14 protein-coding genes are annotated in these 19,676 nt (G+C 71.8%); 6 read left to right on the top strand and 8 right to left on the bottom strand.

Annotated features, from left to right (window positions below; genetic code table 11):
* The first annotated feature begins 7 nt into the window (after window positions 1–7).
* From ACFXI4_RS23545 to ACFXI4_RS23555, 3 genes are read left to right on the top strand one after another with little or no spacing between them, the layout of a single operon-like run.
* Window positions 8–403, top strand: a complete 396-nt coding sequence (locus ACFXI4_RS23545) for a DUF742 domain-containing protein (protein ID WP_362726792.1) — start codon at window positions 8–10, stop codon at window positions 401–403.
* Between the two features lie 24 nt (window positions 404–427).
* Window positions 428–4,045, top strand: coding sequence for a hydantoinase B/oxoprolinase family protein (locus ACFXI4_RS23550; RefSeq protein ID WP_384994037.1), 3,618 nt, complete (start codon window positions 428–430; stop codon window positions 4,043–4,045).
* A complete protein-coding gene (locus ACFXI4_RS23555) occupies window positions 4,026–4,631 on the top strand; it encodes an ATP/GTP-binding protein (protein WP_384994040.1) in 606 nt (201 codons plus the stop codon). Before ACFXI4_RS23550 ends, ACFXI4_RS23555 begins: the two co-directional genes overlap by 20 nt.
* Window positions 4,632–4,693: 62 nt before the next feature.
* Here ACFXI4_RS23555 and glpK read toward each other — a convergent pair whose 3' ends face one another.
* The 5 genes from glpK to ACFXI4_RS23580 form a co-directional block, all read right to left on the bottom strand.
* Window positions 4,694–6,211 (bottom strand): glycerol kinase GlpK, encoded by a 1,518-nt coding sequence (gene glpK / locus ACFXI4_RS23560; protein WP_384994042.1) that lies wholly within the window; start codon window positions 6,209–6,211, stop codon window positions 4,694–4,696.
* A gap of 69 nt (window positions 6,212–6,280) precedes the next feature.
* Window positions 6,281–7,018 (bottom strand): MIP/aquaporin family protein, encoded by a 738-nt coding sequence (locus ACFXI4_RS23565; RefSeq protein ID WP_384994044.1) that lies wholly within the window; start codon window positions 7,016–7,018, stop codon window positions 6,281–6,283.
* 306 nt (window positions 7,019–7,324) lie between these two features.
* The gene (locus tag ACFXI4_RS23570; protein ID WP_384994047.1) at window positions 7,325–8,968 is read right to left on the bottom strand and encodes a GGDEF domain-containing protein; all 1,644 of its coding nucleotides are present in this window, start codon (window positions 8,966–8,968) and stop codon (window positions 7,325–7,327) included.
* Window positions 8,969–9,080: 112 nt separating this feature from the next.
* Window positions 9,081–10,271 carry a lipid-transfer protein gene (locus ACFXI4_RS23575; RefSeq protein WP_384994049.1) on the bottom strand — a complete coding sequence of 397 codons (1,191 nt, stop codon included), beginning with the start codon at window positions 10,269–10,271 and terminating at the stop codon, window positions 9,081–9,083.
* Window positions 10,268–10,699 (bottom strand): Zn-ribbon domain-containing OB-fold protein, encoded by a 432-nt coding sequence (locus ACFXI4_RS23580; RefSeq protein WP_384994052.1) that lies wholly within the window; start codon window positions 10,697–10,699, stop codon window positions 10,268–10,270. Before ACFXI4_RS23580 ends, ACFXI4_RS23575 begins: the two co-directional genes overlap by 4 nt.
* Before the next feature lie 200 nt (window positions 10,700–10,899).
* Between ACFXI4_RS23580 and ACFXI4_RS23585 the strand changes: the two genes are divergently transcribed.
* Window positions 10,900–11,433 (top strand): NUDIX domain-containing protein, encoded by a 534-nt coding sequence (locus tag ACFXI4_RS23585; protein ID WP_384994054.1) that lies wholly within the window; start codon window positions 10,900–10,902, stop codon window positions 11,431–11,433.
* A gap of 10 nt (window positions 11,434–11,443) precedes the next feature.
* Here ACFXI4_RS23585 and ACFXI4_RS23590 read toward each other — a convergent pair whose 3' ends face one another.
* Window positions 11,444–13,804 (bottom strand): glycoside hydrolase family 31 protein, encoded by a 2,361-nt coding sequence (locus ACFXI4_RS23590; protein ID WP_384994056.1) that lies wholly within the window; start codon window positions 13,802–13,804, stop codon window positions 11,444–11,446.
* A gap of 212 nt (window positions 13,805–14,016) precedes the next feature.
* Here ACFXI4_RS23590 and ACFXI4_RS23595 point away from each other — a divergent pair, with 212 nt between their 5' ends.
* Window positions 14,017–15,984 carry an acetoacetate--CoA ligase gene (locus ACFXI4_RS23595; RefSeq protein WP_384994059.1) on the top strand — a complete coding sequence of 656 codons (1,968 nt, stop codon included), beginning with the start codon at window positions 14,017–14,019 and terminating at the stop codon, window positions 15,982–15,984.
* 97 nt (window positions 15,985–16,081) lie between these two features.
* Window positions 16,082–16,975: a hypothetical protein gene (locus tag ACFXI4_RS23600; RefSeq protein ID WP_384994061.1), complete on the top strand. Its 894-nt coding sequence runs from the start codon at window positions 16,082–16,084 to the stop codon at window positions 16,973–16,975.
* A 72-nt stretch (window positions 16,976–17,047) separates the two neighbouring features.
* Here ACFXI4_RS23600 and ptsP read toward each other — a convergent pair whose 3' ends face one another.
* Together ptsP and ACFXI4_RS23610 are read right to left on the bottom strand one after the other, a co-directional pair.
* Window positions 17,048–18,718, bottom strand: a complete 1,671-nt coding sequence (ptsP, locus tag ACFXI4_RS23605; RefSeq protein ID WP_384994063.1) for a phosphoenolpyruvate--protein phosphotransferase — start codon at window positions 18,716–18,718, stop codon at window positions 17,048–17,050.
* Between the two features lie 95 nt (window positions 18,719–18,813).
* Window positions 18,814–19,263 carry a PTS glucose transporter subunit IIA gene (locus ACFXI4_RS23610; RefSeq protein WP_362720691.1) on the bottom strand — a complete coding sequence of 150 codons (450 nt, stop codon included), beginning with the start codon at window positions 19,261–19,263 and terminating at the stop codon, window positions 18,814–18,816.
* Between the last annotated feature and the right edge of the window lie 413 nt (window positions 19,264–19,676).

A 19,676-nucleotide genomic window follows, 5' to 3' on the forward strand; every position in this document is an offset into this window, starting at 1 on the left:
GGATGACATGAGCGGAGACGGTCAGGGAAGAAGTCACTGGTTCGACGACGAGGCCGGACCGGTCGTCCGTCCGTACGCCATGACGCGGGGGCGCACCACCAGCGCGGCCCAGCACCGCCTCGACCTGATCGCGGTGGTCGTCACGGAGCCGCACGCGGACGACCCGGAGGACGACCGGATGCTGTCCCCGGAGCACGTGGACATCGTCGAGCTCTGCCGTGACACCCCGCAGTCGGTGGCCGAGCTGGCCTCCGGACTCGATCTGCCCATCGGAGTGGTCCGGGTCCTCGTCGGCGACCTGGTCGCCGGGGAACTCGTCCACGTCAACCGCCCGGTTCCCCCGGCCGAGCTGGTGGACGAGAGTATCCTGCGCGACGTGATCAACGGCCTCCGGGCGCTGTGACCGGCGCGGATGCGGAGAAGTGACGTGACAGGCTGGCAGTTCTGGGTCGACCGCGGCGGTACGTTCACCGACGTCGTCGCGCGGCGCCCGGACGGCCGGCTGCTCACCCACAAACTGCTCTCCGACAACCCCGCGCGGTACGCCGACGCCGCGGTGGCAGGCGTACGCGAGCTGCTCGAGGGCGCCGACGAACAGGTCGACGCCGTCCGCATGGGCACCACGGTCGCCACCAACGCACTGCTGGAACGCAAGGGCGAGCGCACCCTGCTCGTCATCACCCGCGGCTTCCGCGACGCCCTGCGCATCGCCTACCAGAACCGGCCCCACATCTTCGCCCGCCGCATCGTCCTGCCCGACCTGCTCTACGAACGGGTCGTCGAGGCCGACGAGCGCATCGCCGCCGACGGCACCGTCCTGCGCGCACCCGACCTGGACGCCCTGGCGGGCCCGCTCCAGGAGGCGTACGACCAGGGGATCCGCGCCGTCGCCGTCGTCTGTCTGCACAGTCATCTGCACCCCGCCCACGAGCAGGTGATCGGCGAGCTGGCCGCCCGCACCGGCTTCCCGCAGATCTCGCTGTCCAGCGAGGTCAGCCCGCTGATGAAGCTGGTCCCGCGCGGCGACACCGCCGTCGTCGACGCCTACCTGTCGCCCGTCCTGCGCCGCTACGTCCGCCATGTCGCCGACGAGCTCGAAGGCGTGCGGCTGATGTTCATGCAGTCCAACGGCGGGCTCGCCGAGGCCGGTCAGTTCCGCGGCAAGGACGCCGTCCTGTCCGGGCCGGCCGGCGGGATCGTCGGCATGGCCCGGATGTCGCAGCTCGCCGGCTTCCACCGGGTCATCGGCTTCGACATGGGCGGCACCTCCACCGACGTCTCCCACTTCGCGGGCGAGTACGAACGGGTCTTCACCACCCGGATCGCGGGCGTCCGGCTGCGCGCCCCCATGCTGGACATCCACACCGTCGCGGCGGGCGGCGGCTCGGTGCTGCACTTCGACGGCTCCCGCTACCGGGTCGGCCCCGACTCGGCGGGTGCCGACCCCGGCCCGGCCGCCTACCGGGGCGGCGGCCCGCTCACGGTGACCGACGCCAACGTCATGCTCGGCCGGATCCAGCCCGCCCACTTCCCCCATGTGTTCGGACCCGACGGCGACCAGCCCCTCGACGCCGGCCTCGTGCGCGGCCACTTCAGCGGCCTCGCACGGGAGATCCGCGCGCGTACCGGCGACGACCGGACCCCGGAACAGGTCGCCGAGGGCTACCTGAGCATCGCCGTGGCCAACATCGCCAACGCCGTGAAGCGGATCTCCGTCCAGAAGGGCCACGACGTCACCCGCTACGCCCTCACCACCTTCGGCGGGGCCGGCGGCCAGCACGCGTGCATGGTCGCCGACTCGCTCGGCATCCGCACCGTCCTGGTGCCGCCCATGGCGGGTCTCCTGTCCGCGCTCGGCATCGGCCTCGCCGACACCACCGCCATGCGCGAACAGTCCGTCGAGGTCTCCCTGGAGCCCGCCGCCATGCCCGGCGTCCGCAAGACCGCCGACGACCTGGAGGCCGCGGCCCGCGCCGAACTCCTCGCCGAGGACGTCCCCGAGGACCGCATCGACGTCACCCGCCGCGCCCAGCTCCGCTACGACGGCACCGACACCACCCTCACCGTCGAACTCACCGAACCCGACGCGATGAAACACGCCTTCGAGGAACGTCATCGCGCCACGTACTCCTTCACGCTCGACCGCCCGGTCGTCGTCGAAGCCCTCTCCGTGGAAGCCACCGGCATCACCCGACCCCCCGATCTCTCCGCCCTCGCCCCGTACGAAGGCCACCGCGTCGCCCCGGAAAGCGTCCGCCTGCACACCGGGGGCGCCTGGCGCGACGTACCCCTCCACCGCCGTGAGGGCCTTCCTCCCGGCGAGTCCGTCACCGGCCCGGCGATCATCACCGAGGCCGGGGCCACGACCGTCGTCGACGACGGCTGGCGGGCCGCGGCGACCGACGACGGGCATCTGGTCATGGAACGCGCGGCGGTCACGCAGAGTTCCGATCTCGACACGCAAGCCGATCCGGTTCTGCTGGAGGTCTTCAACAACCTCTTCATGTCGATCGCCGAACAGATGGGAGCCCGGCTGGAGTCGACGGCCCAGTCCGTCAACATCAAGGAGCGCCTTGACTTCTCCTGCGCCCTGTTCGACCCGGACGGGAACCTGGTGGCCAACGCCCCGCACATCCCCGTCCACCTGGGCTCCATGGGGACCAGCGTGAAAGAGGTCATCCGCCGCCGCGGCACCTCGATGCGCCCGGGCGACACCTACGCCGTCAACGACCCGTACCACGGCGGTACCCACCTGCCCGACGTCACCGTGATCACCCCCGTCTTCGCCACGCAGGGTGACCGGATCCTCTTCTACGTCGCCTCCCGCGGCCACCACGCCGAGATCGGCGGTATCGCCCCCGGTTCGATGCCCGCCGACAGCCGCACCATCGAGGAGGAGGGCGTCCTCTTCGACAACTGGCTGCTCTCCGAGAAGGGCCGGTTCCGCGAGAGCGAGACCCGCCGGCTGCTCGCCGGGGCCCGCTACCCCTCCCGCAACATCCGCACCAACCTCGCCGACCTGCGCGCCCAGATCGCCGCCAACCGCAAGGGCGTCGACGAAGTCGGCCGCATGATCGAGGAGTTCGGCCTCGACGTCGTCCAGGCCTACATGCGGCACGTCCAGGACAACGCCGAGGAGGCGGTCCGCCGCGTCATCGACGCCCTGGACGACGGCGAGTACGCCTACGAGACCGACTCCGGGGCCGTCATCCGGGTACGCGTGCGCGTGGACCGCGGCAACCGGAGCGCGACCGTCGACTTCACGGGCACCTCGGCGCAGCTGGACACCAACTTCAACGCCCCGTTCGCCGTCGTCAACGCGGCCGTGCTGTACGTCTTCCGCACCCTGGTCGCCGACGACATCCCGCTCAACGACGGCTGCCTGCGACCCCTGGACATCGTCGTACCACCCGGGTCGATGCTCGCCCCCGAGCCGCCGGCCGCGGTCGTCGCGGGCAACGTCGAGACCTCCCAGGCCATCACCGGCGCCCTCTACGCGGCGCTCGGGGCCCAGGCCGAGGGCTCCGGCACCATGAACAACGTCACCTTCGGCAACGACCGTCACCAGTACTACGAGACGGTCGCCGCCGGATCCGGAGCGGGCGACGGCTTTCCCGGCGCGAGCGTCGTACAGACCCACATGACCAACTCCCGGCTCACCGACCCGGAAGTCCTGGAGTGGCGGCTGCCGGTCCGCCTCGACGAGTTCGCCGTTCGGCGGGGCAGCGGCGGCACCGGCCGCTGGCACGGCGGGGACGGCGCGGTGCGCCGCATCCGCTTCCTCGAACCCATGACCGTCTCCACCCTGTCGCAGCACCGCCGTGTCCCGCCGTACGGCATGGCCGGCGGCGCACCCGGCGCGCTCGGTGCCAACCGGGTGGAGCGGGCCGACGGGACGGTCACCGAACTCGGCGGCAGTGACAGTGCGGACGTCGGCGCCGACGACGTACTGGTCATCGAAACCCCAGGTGGCGGCGGATACGGAAGCCCGTCACCCGACACCCATCAAGCAGGAGAAGAGATCGATGATCTTCGGGCGATCTGAGCGCGGCAAGCCCCCGGTCGAGCCCGTCACGCTCAAGATCCTCGTGGCCGGCGGCTTCGGCGTGGGCAAGACGACGCTGGTCGGCGCGGTGAGCGAGATCAGACCGCTGCGCACCGAGGAGGTGCTCACCGAGGCCGGGCGACCGGTCGACGACACCAACGGCGTCGAGGGCAAACACACCACCACCGTCGCCATGGACTTCGGCCGTATCACCCTCCGCGAGGACCTGGTGCTGTACCTGTTCGGCACGCCCGGGCAGGAGCGGTTCTGGTTCATGTGGGACGAGCTGTCCGAGGGCGCGCTGGGCGCCGTCGTGCTCGCCGACACGCGCCGCCTGGAGGACTGCTTCGCCGCCGTCGACTACTTCGAGCGGCGCTCCATACCGTTCCTGGTCGGTGTCAACTGCTTCGAGGACGCGGACCGTTACCCGGCCGAGGAGGTCCGCAAGGCCCTCGACCTCGACCCGGACGTACCGGTCCTGCTGTGCGACGCCCGGGACCGCGAGTCGGTCAAGCAGGTCCTCATCGGCGTCGTCCAGCACGCGATGGCGTACGCGGCGGGCCGACGCCGGACCGTCACCACCTGACGCGCGGGTACGGCCCGTACCCCCGCCGACCGGGGTACGGGCCGTGGTCCGGGGGCGGGCGGCTACGCGCCGTCCTCCAGCCAGCCGAAGCTCTTCTCCACCGCCTTGCGCCAGTTCGCGTACTCCCTGTCGCGCACCGACGCCTCCATGGCCGGCCTCCACTCCATGTCCTTCTGCCAGTGCGACCTGAGCTCGTCGAGGTCGTTCCACACGCCGGTCGCGAGACCCGCCGCGTAGGCGGCGCCCAGGCAGGTCGTCTCGGAGACCCGGGGCCGGATGACCGGCACCCCGAGGACGTCGGCCTGGTGCTGCATCAGCAGGTTGTTGCCGGTCATGCCGCCGTCCACCTTCAGGGTCGTGATCTGCACCCCGGAGTCCTGGTACATGGCGTCCACGACCTCCCGTGTCTGCCAGCTGGTCGCCTCCAGCACCGCGCGCGCGAGATGCGCCTTCGTGACGTACCGGGTGAGGCCGGTGACGACCCCGCGCGCGTCCGAGCGCCAATAGGGCGCGAACAGGCCGGAGAAGGCGGGCACGATGTAGGCGCCGCCGTTGTCGTCGACGCTCGCGGCCAGGGTCTCGATCTCGTCGGCCGAGCGGATGATGCCCAACTGGTCCCGGAACCACTGGACGAGCGCGCCCGTGATGGCGATCGACCCCTCCAGGCAGTACACCGGCGCCTCGTCGCCGATCTTGTAACCCATGGTCGTCAGCAGCCCGTTCTTGGACGGCACCGGCCGGTCACCGGTGTTGAGCAGCAGGAAACTGCCCGTCCCGTAGGTGTTCTTCGCCGTGCCGACGTCGTAGCAGGCCTGCCCGAAGACGGCCGCCTGCTGGTCGCCCAGCGCGGACGCCACCGGCACCCCGGCGAGCTGCCCCACGGCGGTGCCGTACACCTCGGCGGAGGACCTGATCTCCGGCAGGACCGCCGCCGGGATGTTCATCGCGGACAGGATGGAGGCGTCCCACTGGAGGGTCTCCAGGTTCATCAGCATGGTCCGCCCGGCGTTGGTGACGTCGGTGACGTGCCGGCCGCCGTCGGTGCCGCCGGTGAGGTTCCAGATCAGCCAGGAGTCGATGGTCCCGAAGGCGATCTCGCCGCGCTCGGCCCGGTCCCGGAGGCCGGGCACGTTGTCCAGCAGCCAGGCCGCCTTGGGGCCGGAGAAGTAGCTGGCCAGGGGCAGTCCGGTCTGGTCGCGGAAGCGGTCCTGGCCGTCGCTGCCGCCGAGTTCGGTGCACAGGGCCGAGGTACGGGTGTCCTGCCAGACGATCGCGTTGTGCACGGGCTTGCCGGTCGCGCGGTCCCACAGGACCGTCGTCTCGCGCTGGTTGGTGATGCCGAGCGCGCTCAGCTGGTCCGGGCGCAGTCCCGCGTTGGCGAGCGCCCCGGCCACCACGGCCTGCACCTTGGACCAGATCTCGGTGGCGTCGTGCTCCACCCAGCCCGGCTTCGGGAAGATCTGGCGGTGCTCGCGCTGGTCGACGGCGACGATCGCGCCGCCGTGGTCGAAGATGATGCAGCGGCTCGACGTGGTGCCCTGGTCGATCGCGGCGACGTACCGCTCGGCGGTGTCCGTCATGGCTACCCCTTGGTCGCTGGGTCGGAAGGCTGCGTGGGATCGGAGGGCCGTGGTTGAGGAGGCCCTGTCTCAGAAGGCCACGTTGTAGATGAGGCCCGCGAGCGCCCCGCCGGCCAGGGGCCCGACGACCGGGATCCAGGCATAGCCCCAGTCGGAGGTGCCCTTGTTCGGGATCGGCAGGAAGGCGTGCACGATGCGGGGGCCGAGGTCGCGCGTCGGGTTGATGGCGTAGCCCGTCGGCCCGCCCAGGGACAGCCCGATCCCGACGACGAGCAGCGAGACGATCAGCACGGTGGTGCCGGACTCACCGAGCCCCTTGGTCAGTCCGAACGCGAGGATCGGCAGGACCAGCGCGATGGTCGCGATGATCTCGGTGATGAGGTTGGCCACCGGGTTCCGGATCTCCGGGATGGTGGCGAAGATGCCGAGTGTCGGGGTCGGCTCCTCCGCGGTGTCCTCGTCGGGCACGTTGGCCTGGAACTGGGCCAGATAGACCAGATACGTCAGAACGGCGCCCAGGATCGCGCCGACGAACTGACCGAGCAGGTAGACCCAGACCTTGCCCCACTCGCCGGTGTCGACGGCGATGCCGAGGGTGACGGCGGGGTTGAGCTGGCCGCCGGAGAGGGGAGCGGCGGTGTACGCGCCGGCCAGGACGCCGAAGCCCCAGCCGAACGCGATCACCACCCACCCCGCGGCTCTCGCCTTGGAGTGCCTGAGGGTGACGGCGGCGCAGACACCGGCACCGAAGAGGATCAGGATGGCCGTGCCGATGACTTCGCCGACGAATATGTCTCCGTTGCTCATGGCGGCTCCTAGGGCGCTGGCCGGAGGATCTTCCCCGGCGCATTGAGCAGGAACGGTTCCCTGGGCGACGTCAGCCGAAGGCAGGGAAGGTCCCGCGCCCCGCCCGGCGTCAGTGACGAGCGTGCCGTAGCAGCCGAATCGCCCATGGGGAACGGGTCGCGGGACAGGAGCGGCCCGTGGCGCAGTGCCTGATTACGCCGAGAATGTACGGCGATGTCGACCGACACCGGAAGTTTTCACCGGCACTCAGGGAGCGTCAAGGTCGCCGACGGCAACGATGACAGGCAACTCACCGGAGGGCGGCCTTCACGGCTCCACCGTCGCATGGCCGGCCTGGGCCGGATACGTGCCCGAGCCGCGCCGGATCTCGTGCCCGGGCAGTCCGGCCCGCCCCAGCACCCAACTCGCCCCGTGCAGCGCCTTGGCCGCCTTCTTGAGCGGCGCGAGCGACGCGGCAGCCTCCCGGTGGTCGGCCACACCGCCGGGGCCGCACACGACGGTGGCCAGGGACAGCGTGACCGGACGGCCGCCCGCGGACCAGGGCGCGTCGAGCACGTCGGTCACCAGCCGGCCCAGCCCCTCCTCGTCGGCGAGGACCAGGAAGTCGTCCCCGCCGATGTGCCCCACGCGCGCGTGCCCGGCCACCGCGTGCTGGAGCGCCTGTGCCACCGCCCGGATCAGCTCGTCGCCCGCGGCGAACCCGGCGGCGTCGTTGACCTGCTTGAAGTGGTCGATGTCCAGCCAGCTCAGGGCGAAGACACGGCCTTCCGCGATCCAGCGGTCCGTCTCGCCGGTGATCGCGTCCGAACCGGGCAGCCGGGTCAGCGGATTGAGCCCGGCCGCCTCCTCGACGCGCGTCTCGGCGAGGGCGCGTACCAGGTCGGCGAGGCGTACGACGCCCACGCAGCGCCCGAGCCGGTCGACCACCGCCACGTCGTCCGAGGTGCGGGACCGCCCGCCGACGGCCACCACGTCCAGGACCTCCCACGCGGTGGCGTCGACACCGACCGTGCGCGGGGCGTCGCCCAGCCTGAAGGCCGGGCGGTCGGCGTACAGGGCGTGCCCGTAGCGGCCGGACATCGACAGCAGGAAGCGGGAGCGGTGCACCGAACGGACCGGCGCGCCCGCCTGGTCCACCAGGAGGACACCGGAGACCTCCGGGGAGCCGGTCAGCAGGGCCCGCACCTGCAACGCGGACGCGGTGACCGGCAGCAGGGCGGCGGGCCGGATGAACTCCCGCACGGACGGTCCGGAGCGCGGCGGGGGCACGGCGGCGGCCGAACGTGGCGGAAGGTACACGTCCGCCACCGGGATCCGGGCCGGGGGCGCGAACAGCTCGCCCTGGCCCAGCTGGGCCCCGGCCGACAGCGCGGCCGCGTACTGGACCTCGGTCTCCACGCCCTCCACGGACAGCAGGGCGCCCAGTTCCTCGCACAGGGTCCGCATGGCCCGCACCGCGGCCGGCCGGCCGAGCAGCGAGGCGTCCAGCTTGATCAGGTCGGGGGAGAGGTCGGTGAGCAGCCGCAGAGGTACGTCCCCGTCGCCGATGCCGTCGGCACTGATCCTGAAGCCCTGGCCGCGCAGCGTCGCCACGGCCTCCAGCAGGGCCCGGTGCGGCACGTGCGTGTACGGCGGCACGATGTCCAGGGTCACCTCCCAGGGCATCCGTCCGGCTTCGCGGACGGCCCCGGGCAGCGGGCCGATGCAGCCCAGGTCGGCGAGCGTGGCCGCGAACACGTTGATGTGCAGCGGCAGCAGCGCCTCCTGGCGGGCCGCCGCCCGGAGCGCCAGCACGGCCAGTCCGGCGTCGCGTTCGGGGTCGCGGCGGGCTTCGGCGAGGATGTCGCCGGTCTCGGGGCGGGCGAGGATCTCCAGTGCGGCGATCCCGCCGGTGGTCAGATTGACCACCGGCTGGAAGGCGAAACGGAGAGCATCCGTCCAGGAGCGCACGGGAGCATGATGACGCCATCGGCGTACGCCCAAGGGCAGTTCATGAGACGTTCACGCACCAATGCGACGCGATCACGCGGTGTGTGCGAACCCCGCTGTCGCACCCGTGCCGTCAGCGCACCGCTATCACGGACGAGCCGTGCCCGAACAGCCCTTGGTTGGCCGTGATCCCCACGCGCGCGTGCGCCACCTGCCGGTCGCCCGCCGCGTCTCTCAACTGCCAGGTCAGCTCGCAGACCTGGGCGATCGCCTGGGCCGGCACGGCCTCCCCGAAGGAAGCGAGCCCGCCGCTGGTGTTGACGGGTGTCCGCCCGCCCAGGGCCGTCGCACCCTCGCGCAGCAGCTTGGCCGCCTCGCCCTCGGCGCACAGTCCCAGATCCTCGTACCACTGCAACTCCAGTGCGGTGGACAGGTCGTACACCTCCGCGAGGGAGAGCTCCTCGGGGCCGATGCCCGCCTCCTCGTAGGCGGCCCGCGCGATCGACGCCCGGAAGGACTCGGCCGGGGGCTCGACCGCGGCGGCGGAGTCGGTGGCGATGTCCGGGAGGTCCAGCACCGTGCTCGGGTAGCGCGGGGTGACCGTCGACACCGCCCGGATCCGCACCGGCCGCAGGGCACCGTGCCGGCGCGCGAACTCCAGGCTGGACAGCACCAGCGCGGCCCCGCCGTCGGAGGTCGCGCAGATGTCCAGCAGCCGCAGTGGATCGGCGACCACCTGGGAGGCGGCGACCTGCTCGGCGGTGACCCGCGCGCGGTAGCGGGCGTACGGATTGAGTGCGCCCAGGGCCGCGTTCTTCACTTTGACCAGTGCGAAGTCCTCCGGGGTGTCCCCGAACACGGCCATCCGCCGGCGCGCGTACAGCCCGAAGTACGTGGGGTTGGTCGCGCCCAGCAGCCGGAAGCGCAGCCAGTCGGGGTCCTCGGGGCGGTCTCCTCCGGCGGGCCGGAAGAAGCCCTTGGGCGCCGCGTCCGCGCCCACCACGAGTACCACGTCGGCGAGCCCCGCCAGGATCTGCGCCCGCGCAGCGGCGACCGCCTGCGCCCCGGACGCGCATGCCGCGTACACGCTCGTGACCCGCGCTCCCTGCCAGCCCAGCGCCCTGGCGAAGGTCGCGCCCGCGACATAGCCGGGATACCCGCCGCGCACCGTGTCCGCGCCCACCACGGAGCCGATGTCCCGCCACCGGAGTCCCGCGTCCGCCAGGGCCGCGCGGGCCGCCGCCGTCCCGTACTCGACGAAGCCGCGCCCCCACTTGCCCCAGGGGTGCATACCCACGCCGAGCACCGCCACGTCCGCCGTCATGCCGTCACCCCCGCCGGCCGCCAGTGCCAGGTCGTCCAGGCCGTGTCCGCGTCCTCGCCCAGCACTCCGGGGACGACCTCGACCTCCATGCCCACCGCCAGGTCGGCGACGGTGATCCCGGGAACCGCCTGTCCCAGCACCACGATCCGCTCGGACTCCAGTTCCACCGCGATCAACGCGTACGGCTCCCAGGGGAGTTCCGGATCACTCACGTATGGTGACGGCGGCCGGTACCGGCTGTCGGTGTACGACCAGATCCGCCCGCGCGGGGAGAGTGGGACCTCTTCGAGATCGCCGCCCGCGCATCCGGGATTGCGGCAGTGGGCGTCCTCGCGCGGGAAGAAGACCGAGGCGCAGGCCGCGCAACGGGTGCCCAGGAGTCGGAACCCGTCCCCCTCGCCGGTGAACCAGTTCTCGACCGCAGCCATGCGTGTGCGCGACAAAGCTCCTCCAGGACATGAGAACTGACGGATCGTCAGAAGTGTGCCACGGGCCGCCGCGATTGGGCAGGCCGCGCCCCGGAACGCATACCGCTGTCCGGTCGCGGCCGCCGGCGTCGGTTCACTTCCGGAACGAAGCGTTCCCATGACCGTGAGACGTCGCTCCCGTGATCGGATAAAGTCCGCGCGTGTCCGAAAATCAGCACCCAATTGCCAACTCCGCTCCGGACTCGCACTGTTCGAGTTGCGGAGCGCCCTACGGAGCGGGAGTCTCCGGCTGGCCGCGCACCTGCCCGGCCTGCGGTCACGTCGCCTACCGCAATCCCCTGCCGGTGGCGATCGCCCTCCAGCCCGTGTACGACACGAAGGGCACCGCCCTGGTCGTCATCACCCGGACCGTCGCCCCCGCGCGCGGAGGCATCGCGCTGCCCGGCGGCTTCGTGGACGACCGCGAGGACTGGCGGCACGCCGTCGTACGCGAGCTCAAGGAGGAGACCGGCATCGACGCGGCGGCACGGGACGTACGGCTCGTCGACGCCATGAGCTCCCCCGACGGGCACCTGCTGCTGTTCGGGGTCCTCCCGGAACGTCCCGCGGAAGGACTCCCGCCGTCCGGCGCGACCAACGAGACGGAGGGCTGGCACCTGCTGCGCAGGCCCGACGAACTCGCCTTCCCGCTGCACAGCGTGGCCGTACGCGCGTGGTTCGAGGGCCGCTACTGAGCCCCGCGGCTCACCCCAGCCCCCGCACGCGCACCGGATACGGCGGTTCGCTCACGCCGTCGTCCCCCTCCCGCCTCACCACCACCCGCCGGCCCTCCCAGCGGGCGACGAAACGCTCGATCTCCGGCTCGTCCCAGCCGTCGCCCGCGTCCGGCACGAACAGCCCGCCCCCGGTCCGTCCCCGGGCGGGCGCCCACACCTCAAGCCGCACACTCCCGTCGTCGTCCCGCACGGGAAGGACGGCACCCGCGCGCGCGAGCACCGGGATCCGTGACAGCGGGGCGTCCACGAGCACCTGCCCCGGCCCCTCGTACACCCGCTCCGTCAGCATGTCGTACCAGCGCCCCCGGGGCAGCTGCACCGCACGCCGGTCGGCGCCCGGATCCAGCACCGGAGCCACCAGCAGCCCGTCGCCGAGCAAGAACGCGTCCTCGCAGTCGCGCAGCGCCCGGTCCTCCGGCGCCCCCCACCACAGGGGCCGCACATAAGGTGCGCCGGTCCGCCGGGCCAGGTGCGCCAGCGTCATGAAGTACGGCAGCAGGCGCCGCCGTTCCAGGAGCGCCACGCGCGCGTGCTCCAGCACCTCGGCCCCGAACTCCCACGGCTCCCGGCGCCCCGCCCGCATGCTCGCGTGCGTGCGGAACAGCGGCAGGTAGGCGCCCAGCTGGAACCAGCGCAGGAACAGCTCGGGCGACGGGCTCCCGTCGAAACCGCCCACGTCCGGCCCGGAGTACGGCACTCCGCACAGTCCGAGCCCCAGTACCAGGGACAGGGACGCGCGCAGCCCCGGCCAGCCGGTTGCGACGTCACCCGACCAGGTGCCCCCGTACCGCTGCATACCGGCCCAGCCCGCGCGGGAGAACAGGAACGGCCGCTCCCTGGGGGCCAGTTCTCGCAACCCCTCGTAGGCCGCCCGTGCCATGCACAGCGCATAGACGTTGTGCGCCTCCCGGTGGTCCCCGCCACGCCCCTCCAGGGCGTGCCGCGCGGCACGCGGCAGCGTGGACTCACCGAAGGCGGTGAAGGACGTCGGCTCGTTCATGTCGTGCCAGAACCCGGCGAACCCGAGCGCGAGCCGCTCCTCGTACAGCCCGCCCCACCACTTGCGCACGCGCGCGTGCGTGAAGTCGGGAAAGACCGCCTCGCCGGGCCACACCACGCCCTCCACCGGCCGCCCCGACGGATCCCGGACGAAGGCGTCGACGCCCGTCCCGCTGTCGTAGACCGCGTTGCCCGGCGCTGCCTTCACCGCCGGGTCGACGATCGACACCAGCCGGATCCCGTCCCGCCGCAGCTCCTCCGCCAGCGTCGGCAGCTTCGGGAAGCGCTCGTGGTCCACGGTGAACACCTGATGGGCGTCGTAGTGGTCGATGTCCAGATGGACGGCGTCCAGCGGCAGCCCGCGCTCCTGGTACCCGCCGACGATCCGCCGCACCTCCTGCCCGCTGCCGAACCCCCAGCGCGCGTGGTGATGGCCCAGCGCCCACGCCGGCGGCAGCGCGGGCGCGCCGGTGAGCGAGGCCCACGCGTGCAGCACGCGCGCGGGCGTGCCCGCCATCACCCAGCAGCGCAGCGGACCGCCGTCCATCCGCACCTCGCACCGCCCGGTCCGGTCATGGCCGGAACCGGCACCTTCCTCACCCTCCCGTAGGCTCACCGTGCCGTCCCACGAGGTGTCGTGGAACACCAGGTGCGCGCCCGCGTCCGCCACCACCAGCTGCACCGGCATGGTGACGTACAGCGGATCGTCACCGGGCCCGAAGGCACGGCCGGGATCGGTGTTCCACAGCCGGTACGTGCCGTCACGCAACCGCGGCCCCGCAGCGCGCCCGCCGAGACCGAAGAACCGCGCGTCCGCGGCGACCTCCGACCGCTGCACCCACCGGGCCGGCCCCCCGTCCACCGGTTCCCACCAGCGGGGCGGCAGGTCCCGCCGCAGCATCACACCACCGGGCGTGCACACCTCCACCGCCCCGTGCCGCGAGACGCTGACCTTCACCCGCTCCGCCACCACCCGCCAGCCGCCGTCCGTGTCCGGTTCGAGGACCGCCCGCGGGTCCGGCTCCGGACAGCGCCCCGCCAGCGCGTACGACGGCTCCGGAGCCGCCCCGTCCCAGCCCCAGAAGACCGCGCCGTTGACCGCGACCGTGATCCGCAGCTCGGACCGGCTGAAGCGGATCACACCGCCGCCCGGCCCCGGCACCGCCTCCTGCACCGGCCCCGGCACCCGGGCCCGCTCGACCCCCCGCGAGGGCAGCCCGGCGGCGTCGATCCGCCTCCTGCGCCATGCCGCCCGTACGGTACGCAACCCCTGAGCCGCATTCCTCGAACCGACCACTCTCACCGAACGCACCAGGTCACGACCGTCCATGCTGCTCACCCTGCCACTCAGCGCTCCACACGCGTGTGCCGTTCAACTGCCGTTCACCCGTGCCGGGACCACATCTTCACGACACGGACCACGCGGAGCGCACCCTGGTGCAGAAGTCGATCACATGGCATCGTCCCTGTCAGCCGCGTACGCGCACACCCCAGCCCGTGCGCGCCCGACGCACACCAGCGCAGAAGCCCGGGAGCCGCCCCATGTCGACCGCGAACCCCAAGCCGCTCTGGCAGCCCGATCCGCAACGGATCGCCCAGGCGCACATCACCAGGTTCCAGTCCTGGGCGGCGGAACACCACGGAGCCCCCGCCGAGGGCGGGTACCCGGCCCTGCACCGCTGGTCCGTCGACCACCTGGAGACGTTCTGGAAGGCCGTCACGGAGTGGTTCGACGTCCGGTTCGCCACGCCCTACGCGCGCGTGCTCGGCGACCGCGCGATGCCCGGCGCCCGATGGTTCCCCGGCGCGACACTGAACTACGCCGAGCACGCCCTGCGCGCCGCCGCCACCCGCGCGGACGAACCAGCGCTCCTGTACGTCGACGAGACCCATGAACCGCTCCCGGTCACCTGGTCCGAACTGCGCCGCCAGGTGGGCTCGCTGGCGGCCGAACTCCGCGCCCTCGGCGTCCGCCCCGGCGACCGCGTCAGCGGCTACCTACCGAACATCCCGCAGGCCGTCGTCGCCCTCCTCGCCACCGCGGCCGTGGGCGCCGTCTGGACCTCCTGCGCCCCCGACTTCGGCGCCCGCAGCGTCCTGGACCGCTTCCAGCAGGTCGAACCCGTCGTCCTGTTCACCGTCGACGGCTACCGCTACGGCGGCAAGGAACACGACCGCCGCGAGACCGTCGCCGAACTCCGCCGCGAACTGCCCACCCTGCGCGCCGTCGTCCACGTCCCGCTGCTCGGCACCCCCGCCCCCGAAGGTGCCCTCGACTGGTCGGCCCTGACCTCCGCCGGCACCGAGCCCGAGTTCGAACAGGTCCCCTTCGACCACCCGTTGTGGGTGCTGTACTCCTCCGGCACCACCGGCCTGCCCAAGGCCATCGTCCAGTCCCAGGGCGGCATCCTGGTCGAACACCTCAAACAGCTCGGCCTGCACTGCGACCTGGGCCCCGAGGACCGGTTCTTCTGGTACACCTCCACCGGCTGGATGATGTGGAACTTCCTCGTCTCCGGCCTCCTCACCGGCACCACGATCGTCCTGTACGACGGCAGCCCGGGATACCCCGACACCGGCGCCCAGTGGCGGGTCGCCGAACGCACCGGAGCAACTCTCTACGGCACCTCCGCCGCCTACGTGATGGCCTGCCGCAAGGCCGGCGTGCACCCCGCCCGCGACTTCGACCTGTCCACGGTGCAGTGCGTCGCCACCACCGGCTCACCACTGCCCCCGGACGGCTTCCGCTGGCTGCACGACGAAGTCCGCGACGACCTGTGGATCGCCTCGGTCAGCGGTGGCACCGACGTGTGCTCCTGCTTCGCGGGCGCCGTCCCCACCCTCCCCGTCCACACCGGCGAACTCCAGGCACCCGGCCTCGGTACCGATCTCCAGGCCTGGGACCCGGACGGCAACCCCGTCATCGACGAGGTCGGCGAACTGGTCGTCACCAACCCCATGCCCTCCATGCCGGTCCACTTCTGGAACGACCCCGACGGCAGCCGCTACCACGACAGCTACTTCGACATGTATCCCGGGGTATGGCGGCACGGCGACTGGATCACCGTCACCTCCCGAGGCTCGGTGGTCATCCACGGCCGCTCCGACTCCACGCTCAACCGCCAGGGCGTACGGATGGGCTCGGCCGACATCTACGAGGTCGTCGAGCGGCTGCCCGAGATCAGGGAATCCCTCGTCATCGGCATCGAACAGCCCGACGGCGGTTACTGGATGCCCCTCTTCGTCCATCTGGCCCCGGGCGCAGTCCTCGACGAGGCCCTCCTGAACCGCATCAAACAGGCCATCCGCGAACAGCTCTCGCCGCGCCACGTCCCCGACGAGGTCATCGAGGTCCCCGGCGTCCCGCACACCCTCACCGGCAAGCGCATCGAGGTCCCGGTCAAGCGACTCCTCCAGGGCGCGCCCCTGGACAAGGCCGTCAACCCCGGCTCCATCGACAACCTCGACCTGCTGAACTTCTACGAGGAACTGGCCCGCAAGCGCGCCTGACCTTCCCCGGGGCCCCCACCCGCTGTCACCCCTCATCGATTGTCAGTGCCGCTGGTTACTGTGAGTGAGCATTGATCGACTGCTCACAGGGGGAAACATGGCGCACACCGACCACCGGGCCATGCGACGCGTCCTGCGCCGCGAGATCGCCGGCACCATCGGCCTGCTCACCGACGAACACGACTTCAGCGCCATGCGGCGCTACCGCACCTTCACCTTCGACGACCATCCCACCTACCTGGAACAGATCGAGGCCCTCCTCCGGACCCGCGCCGCGGAGGGCACCCACACCACACTCGCCCTCTTCGACCCCGAGGAGTACGCCGAGTTCTGCACGGACACCGGACTCGACCCGGACAACCCCGCGACCCGCACCCGCTTCACCGCCGGGCTCGCGGCCACCGGCGCCACCGTCCCCTACGACGGCCGCCCCCTCACCGACCTCGTCCCCGACCTCGTCGACGAAGCGGTACGCCAGGCCACCTGGGAGTACGCCAGCACCCTCCTGGCCCGCCTGGGCCCCTGCCCCACCTGCGGCGAGGACATCGGGCGCGCGGCCTTCGCCCGTGCCTCCCACCTCCTCGCCCGCATCCTGGACACCGCCCCGGCAGGCGACCGGCACCTCGTGTGCAGCGTCTCCGGAGCAGCCGAAACGCTGGTCACCGTGCTCCACGCCGACCAGGACAGCGAGGGCACCACTCGCCTCGACGAAGCGGAAGTCCTCGAATTCACCAGCGTCCTGGCCCTCGGCCTCGCCACCCGCAGCCCTGGCGGACTCGTCATGCGCACCAGCGCACCCGGCACCGCCGACCGCGTCTACGGCTGGCGCCTGCGCGGCGACCGCCTCGTCCCCCTCTCCGCCGCCGAGGTCTTCGACGCCTACTGCACCGACGTGGAATCAGGTGACCTCGTCTCCCCGGAATCCGGCGTCGACTACTGCACACCACCCGACCTGGGCGACCAGGAGGCGGCACCGGGCCACCACCACTGAAACGCAGCGGGGGCGCCCCACCCGCAGGTGGAGCGCCCCCGGAAGGGACAGACCGACCAGGGCCGCGCCCGGCTACTCGCCGGACAGCACCGCCTGAGCCGCCGCCCGGGCCTCGTCCGCGCTGTCAGCGGCACGCGCGGCCGAAGCGGCCCGCTCGCACTGGGCCAGCGTGTACTTGGCCAGGGTCGCCCGGACGTAGGGAATCGACGCCGCACCCATGGACAGAGAGGTGACACCCAGACCCGTCAGCACACACGCCAGCAGCGGATCGGCCGCGGCCTCGCCACAGACACCACAGCTCTTGGCCTCGGCCTTCGCCGCCTCGGCGGACAGCGCGACCAGGTCGAGCAGCGCGGGCTGCCACGGGTCCTGCAGCCGGGACACCGCACCGACCTGGCGGTCCGCGGCGAACGTGTACTGCGCCAGGTCGTTCGTGCCCAGCGACAGGAACTCGACCTCCTGGAGGATCGAACGCGCCCGCAGCGCGGCCGACGGTATCTCCACCATCGCGCCGAACTTGGCCCGCAACCCCGCCGCACGGCACGCGTCAGCGAACGCCTTGGCGTCGGTACGGTCCGCCACCATGGGCGCCATGACCTCGAGGTAGACGGGCAGCCCCTCGGCCGCCTTCGCCAGCGCGGTCAACTGTGTGCGCAGCACGTCGGGGTGGTCCAGCAGCGTCCGCAGACCACGCACGCCCAGCGCCGGGTTGGGCTCGTCCGCCGGAGTCAGGAAGTCCAGGGGCTTGTCCGCACCCGCGTCCAGCACCCGCACGACGACCCGGCCCTCCGGGAACGCCTCCAGGACCTGGCGGTAGGCCTCGACCTGCTTCTCCTCAGACGGCGCGTTCTTGCTGTCGTCCAGGAACAGGAACTCGGTGCGGAACAGACCCACACCCTCGGCACCCGCCGCCACGGCCGCCGGCACATCCGCCGGTCCACCCACGTTGGCCAGCAGCGGCATCTTGTGCCCGTCGGCGGTGACACCCGGACCGGTCGAGGCGGTCAGCGCGGCCTTGCGTGCGGCGGCCGCGGCCTCCAGTTCGGCCTTCTTCTCCGCACTCGGGTTCACGAAGATGTCGCCGGTGCTGCCGTCGACGGCGATCACCGTGCCCTCGACAAGCTCACCGGCACCGGGCAGCGCCACCACGGCCGGCACCCCGAGCGCCCGAGCCAGGATCGCGCTGTGACTGGTCGGCCCGCCCTCCTCGGTCACGAAACCGAGCACCAGGGCCGGGTCCAGAAGAGCGGTGTCCGCCGGCGCCAGATCACGCGCGACCAGCACGTACGGCTCGTCGCTGTCCGGCACACCCGGCATCGGAACCCCCAGCAGCCGGGCGACGATACGATTCCGCACGTCGTCCAGGTCGGCCACCCGGCCGGCCAGGTACTCACCGGCTCCGGCCAGCAGTTCGCGGTACGCGGCGAACGCGTCGTACACAGCACGCTCGGCGGTGCTGCCGACGGCGATCCGGCGCTCCACGTCGGCCATCAGCTCGGGGTCCTGGGCCATCATGGCCTGCGCCTCGAGCACCGCCTGGGCCTCACCGCCGGCCAGGTTGCCGCGCGCCATCAGGTCGGCGGCCACCGCGTCCACGGCCTGCCGGGCACGCGCGGGCTCGCGCTTCGCCTCTTCCGCCGGGATCTGCTTGGCAGGCGGCTCCAGCACCGCCGTTCCCATGTGCCGAACCTCGCCGATCGCCACACCGTGGCTCACGCCGACGCCTCGCAGCGTTGTCTCCATCTCACCCGTCTCCGAATAGGTGCGGCGGGTCCCGCCGCCGCGGTGGTTGTCTGGTCGCCGTTGCCTCCGTCGTGCGACGGGACGGCGTGGGGGCGTCAGTTCCAGACGAAGAGGCTGTCGCCGGCCTTCACGTCCCCGTCGTCACGGACGTGGGAGAGGGAGTCGGCCGTGGCCTCCAGCGCCACGACAGGGCACACCGGGGACTTGCCGGCGGCTTCCACCTCGGCCGGGTTCCAGCGGATGACGCCCTGGCCGCGGGTCACGGTGTCGCCCTTGTTGACGAGAAGCTCGAAGCCCTGACCGTTGAGCTGCACCGTGTCGATACCGAGGTGGGTGAGCACACCGTGGCCGCTGTCGTCGACGACGACGAACGCGTGCGGGTGCAGGGAGACGATGACACCGTCCACCGGTGCCACGACCTCGGAAGGCTCGCGCGCGGGGTCGATGGCTGTGCCCGGGCCGACCATGGCCCCGGAGAAGACCGGATCCGGCACAGCGGCCAGTCCGATGGCGCGTCCTGCCAGAGGGGACGTCACGGTGGTCATGGGAAGCCTCCCGGAGATGGCGCTGCTCACGGGCCGTCACTGCCTGTTCCGGACGGCACTGAGCAGCAGCGTATGTCAGATGAAGTGGCGGTTCCGCATGGAAGCTACCATCAAGTGGTCTAGACCACCAGCCTAATCGATTTGCACGCCCTCCGAGCCCCCGTGTACAGTCGTACCCCTGCCTGAGACCGAGCGGCGCGATAAAGCGTTCTCGGTGGGCAGCACCCAAATTCGTCAGATCCTCAACTCGGGATCATCTTCCGCATGTCTGCGGGACGGTGGTCAGGGGGCCGGAAAAACACTGATAGAGTTTGGAGCACCGAAGGGAAGCCCGGAGGAAAGCCCGAGAGGGTGAGTACAAAGGAAGCGACCGTTCCTTGAGAACTCAACAGCGTGCCAAAAGTCAACGCCAG

The organism is Streptomyces sp. NPDC059224, from assembly GCF_042754285.1.
Lineage (GTDB): Bacteria > Actinomycetota > Actinomycetes > Streptomycetales > Streptomycetaceae > Streptomyces.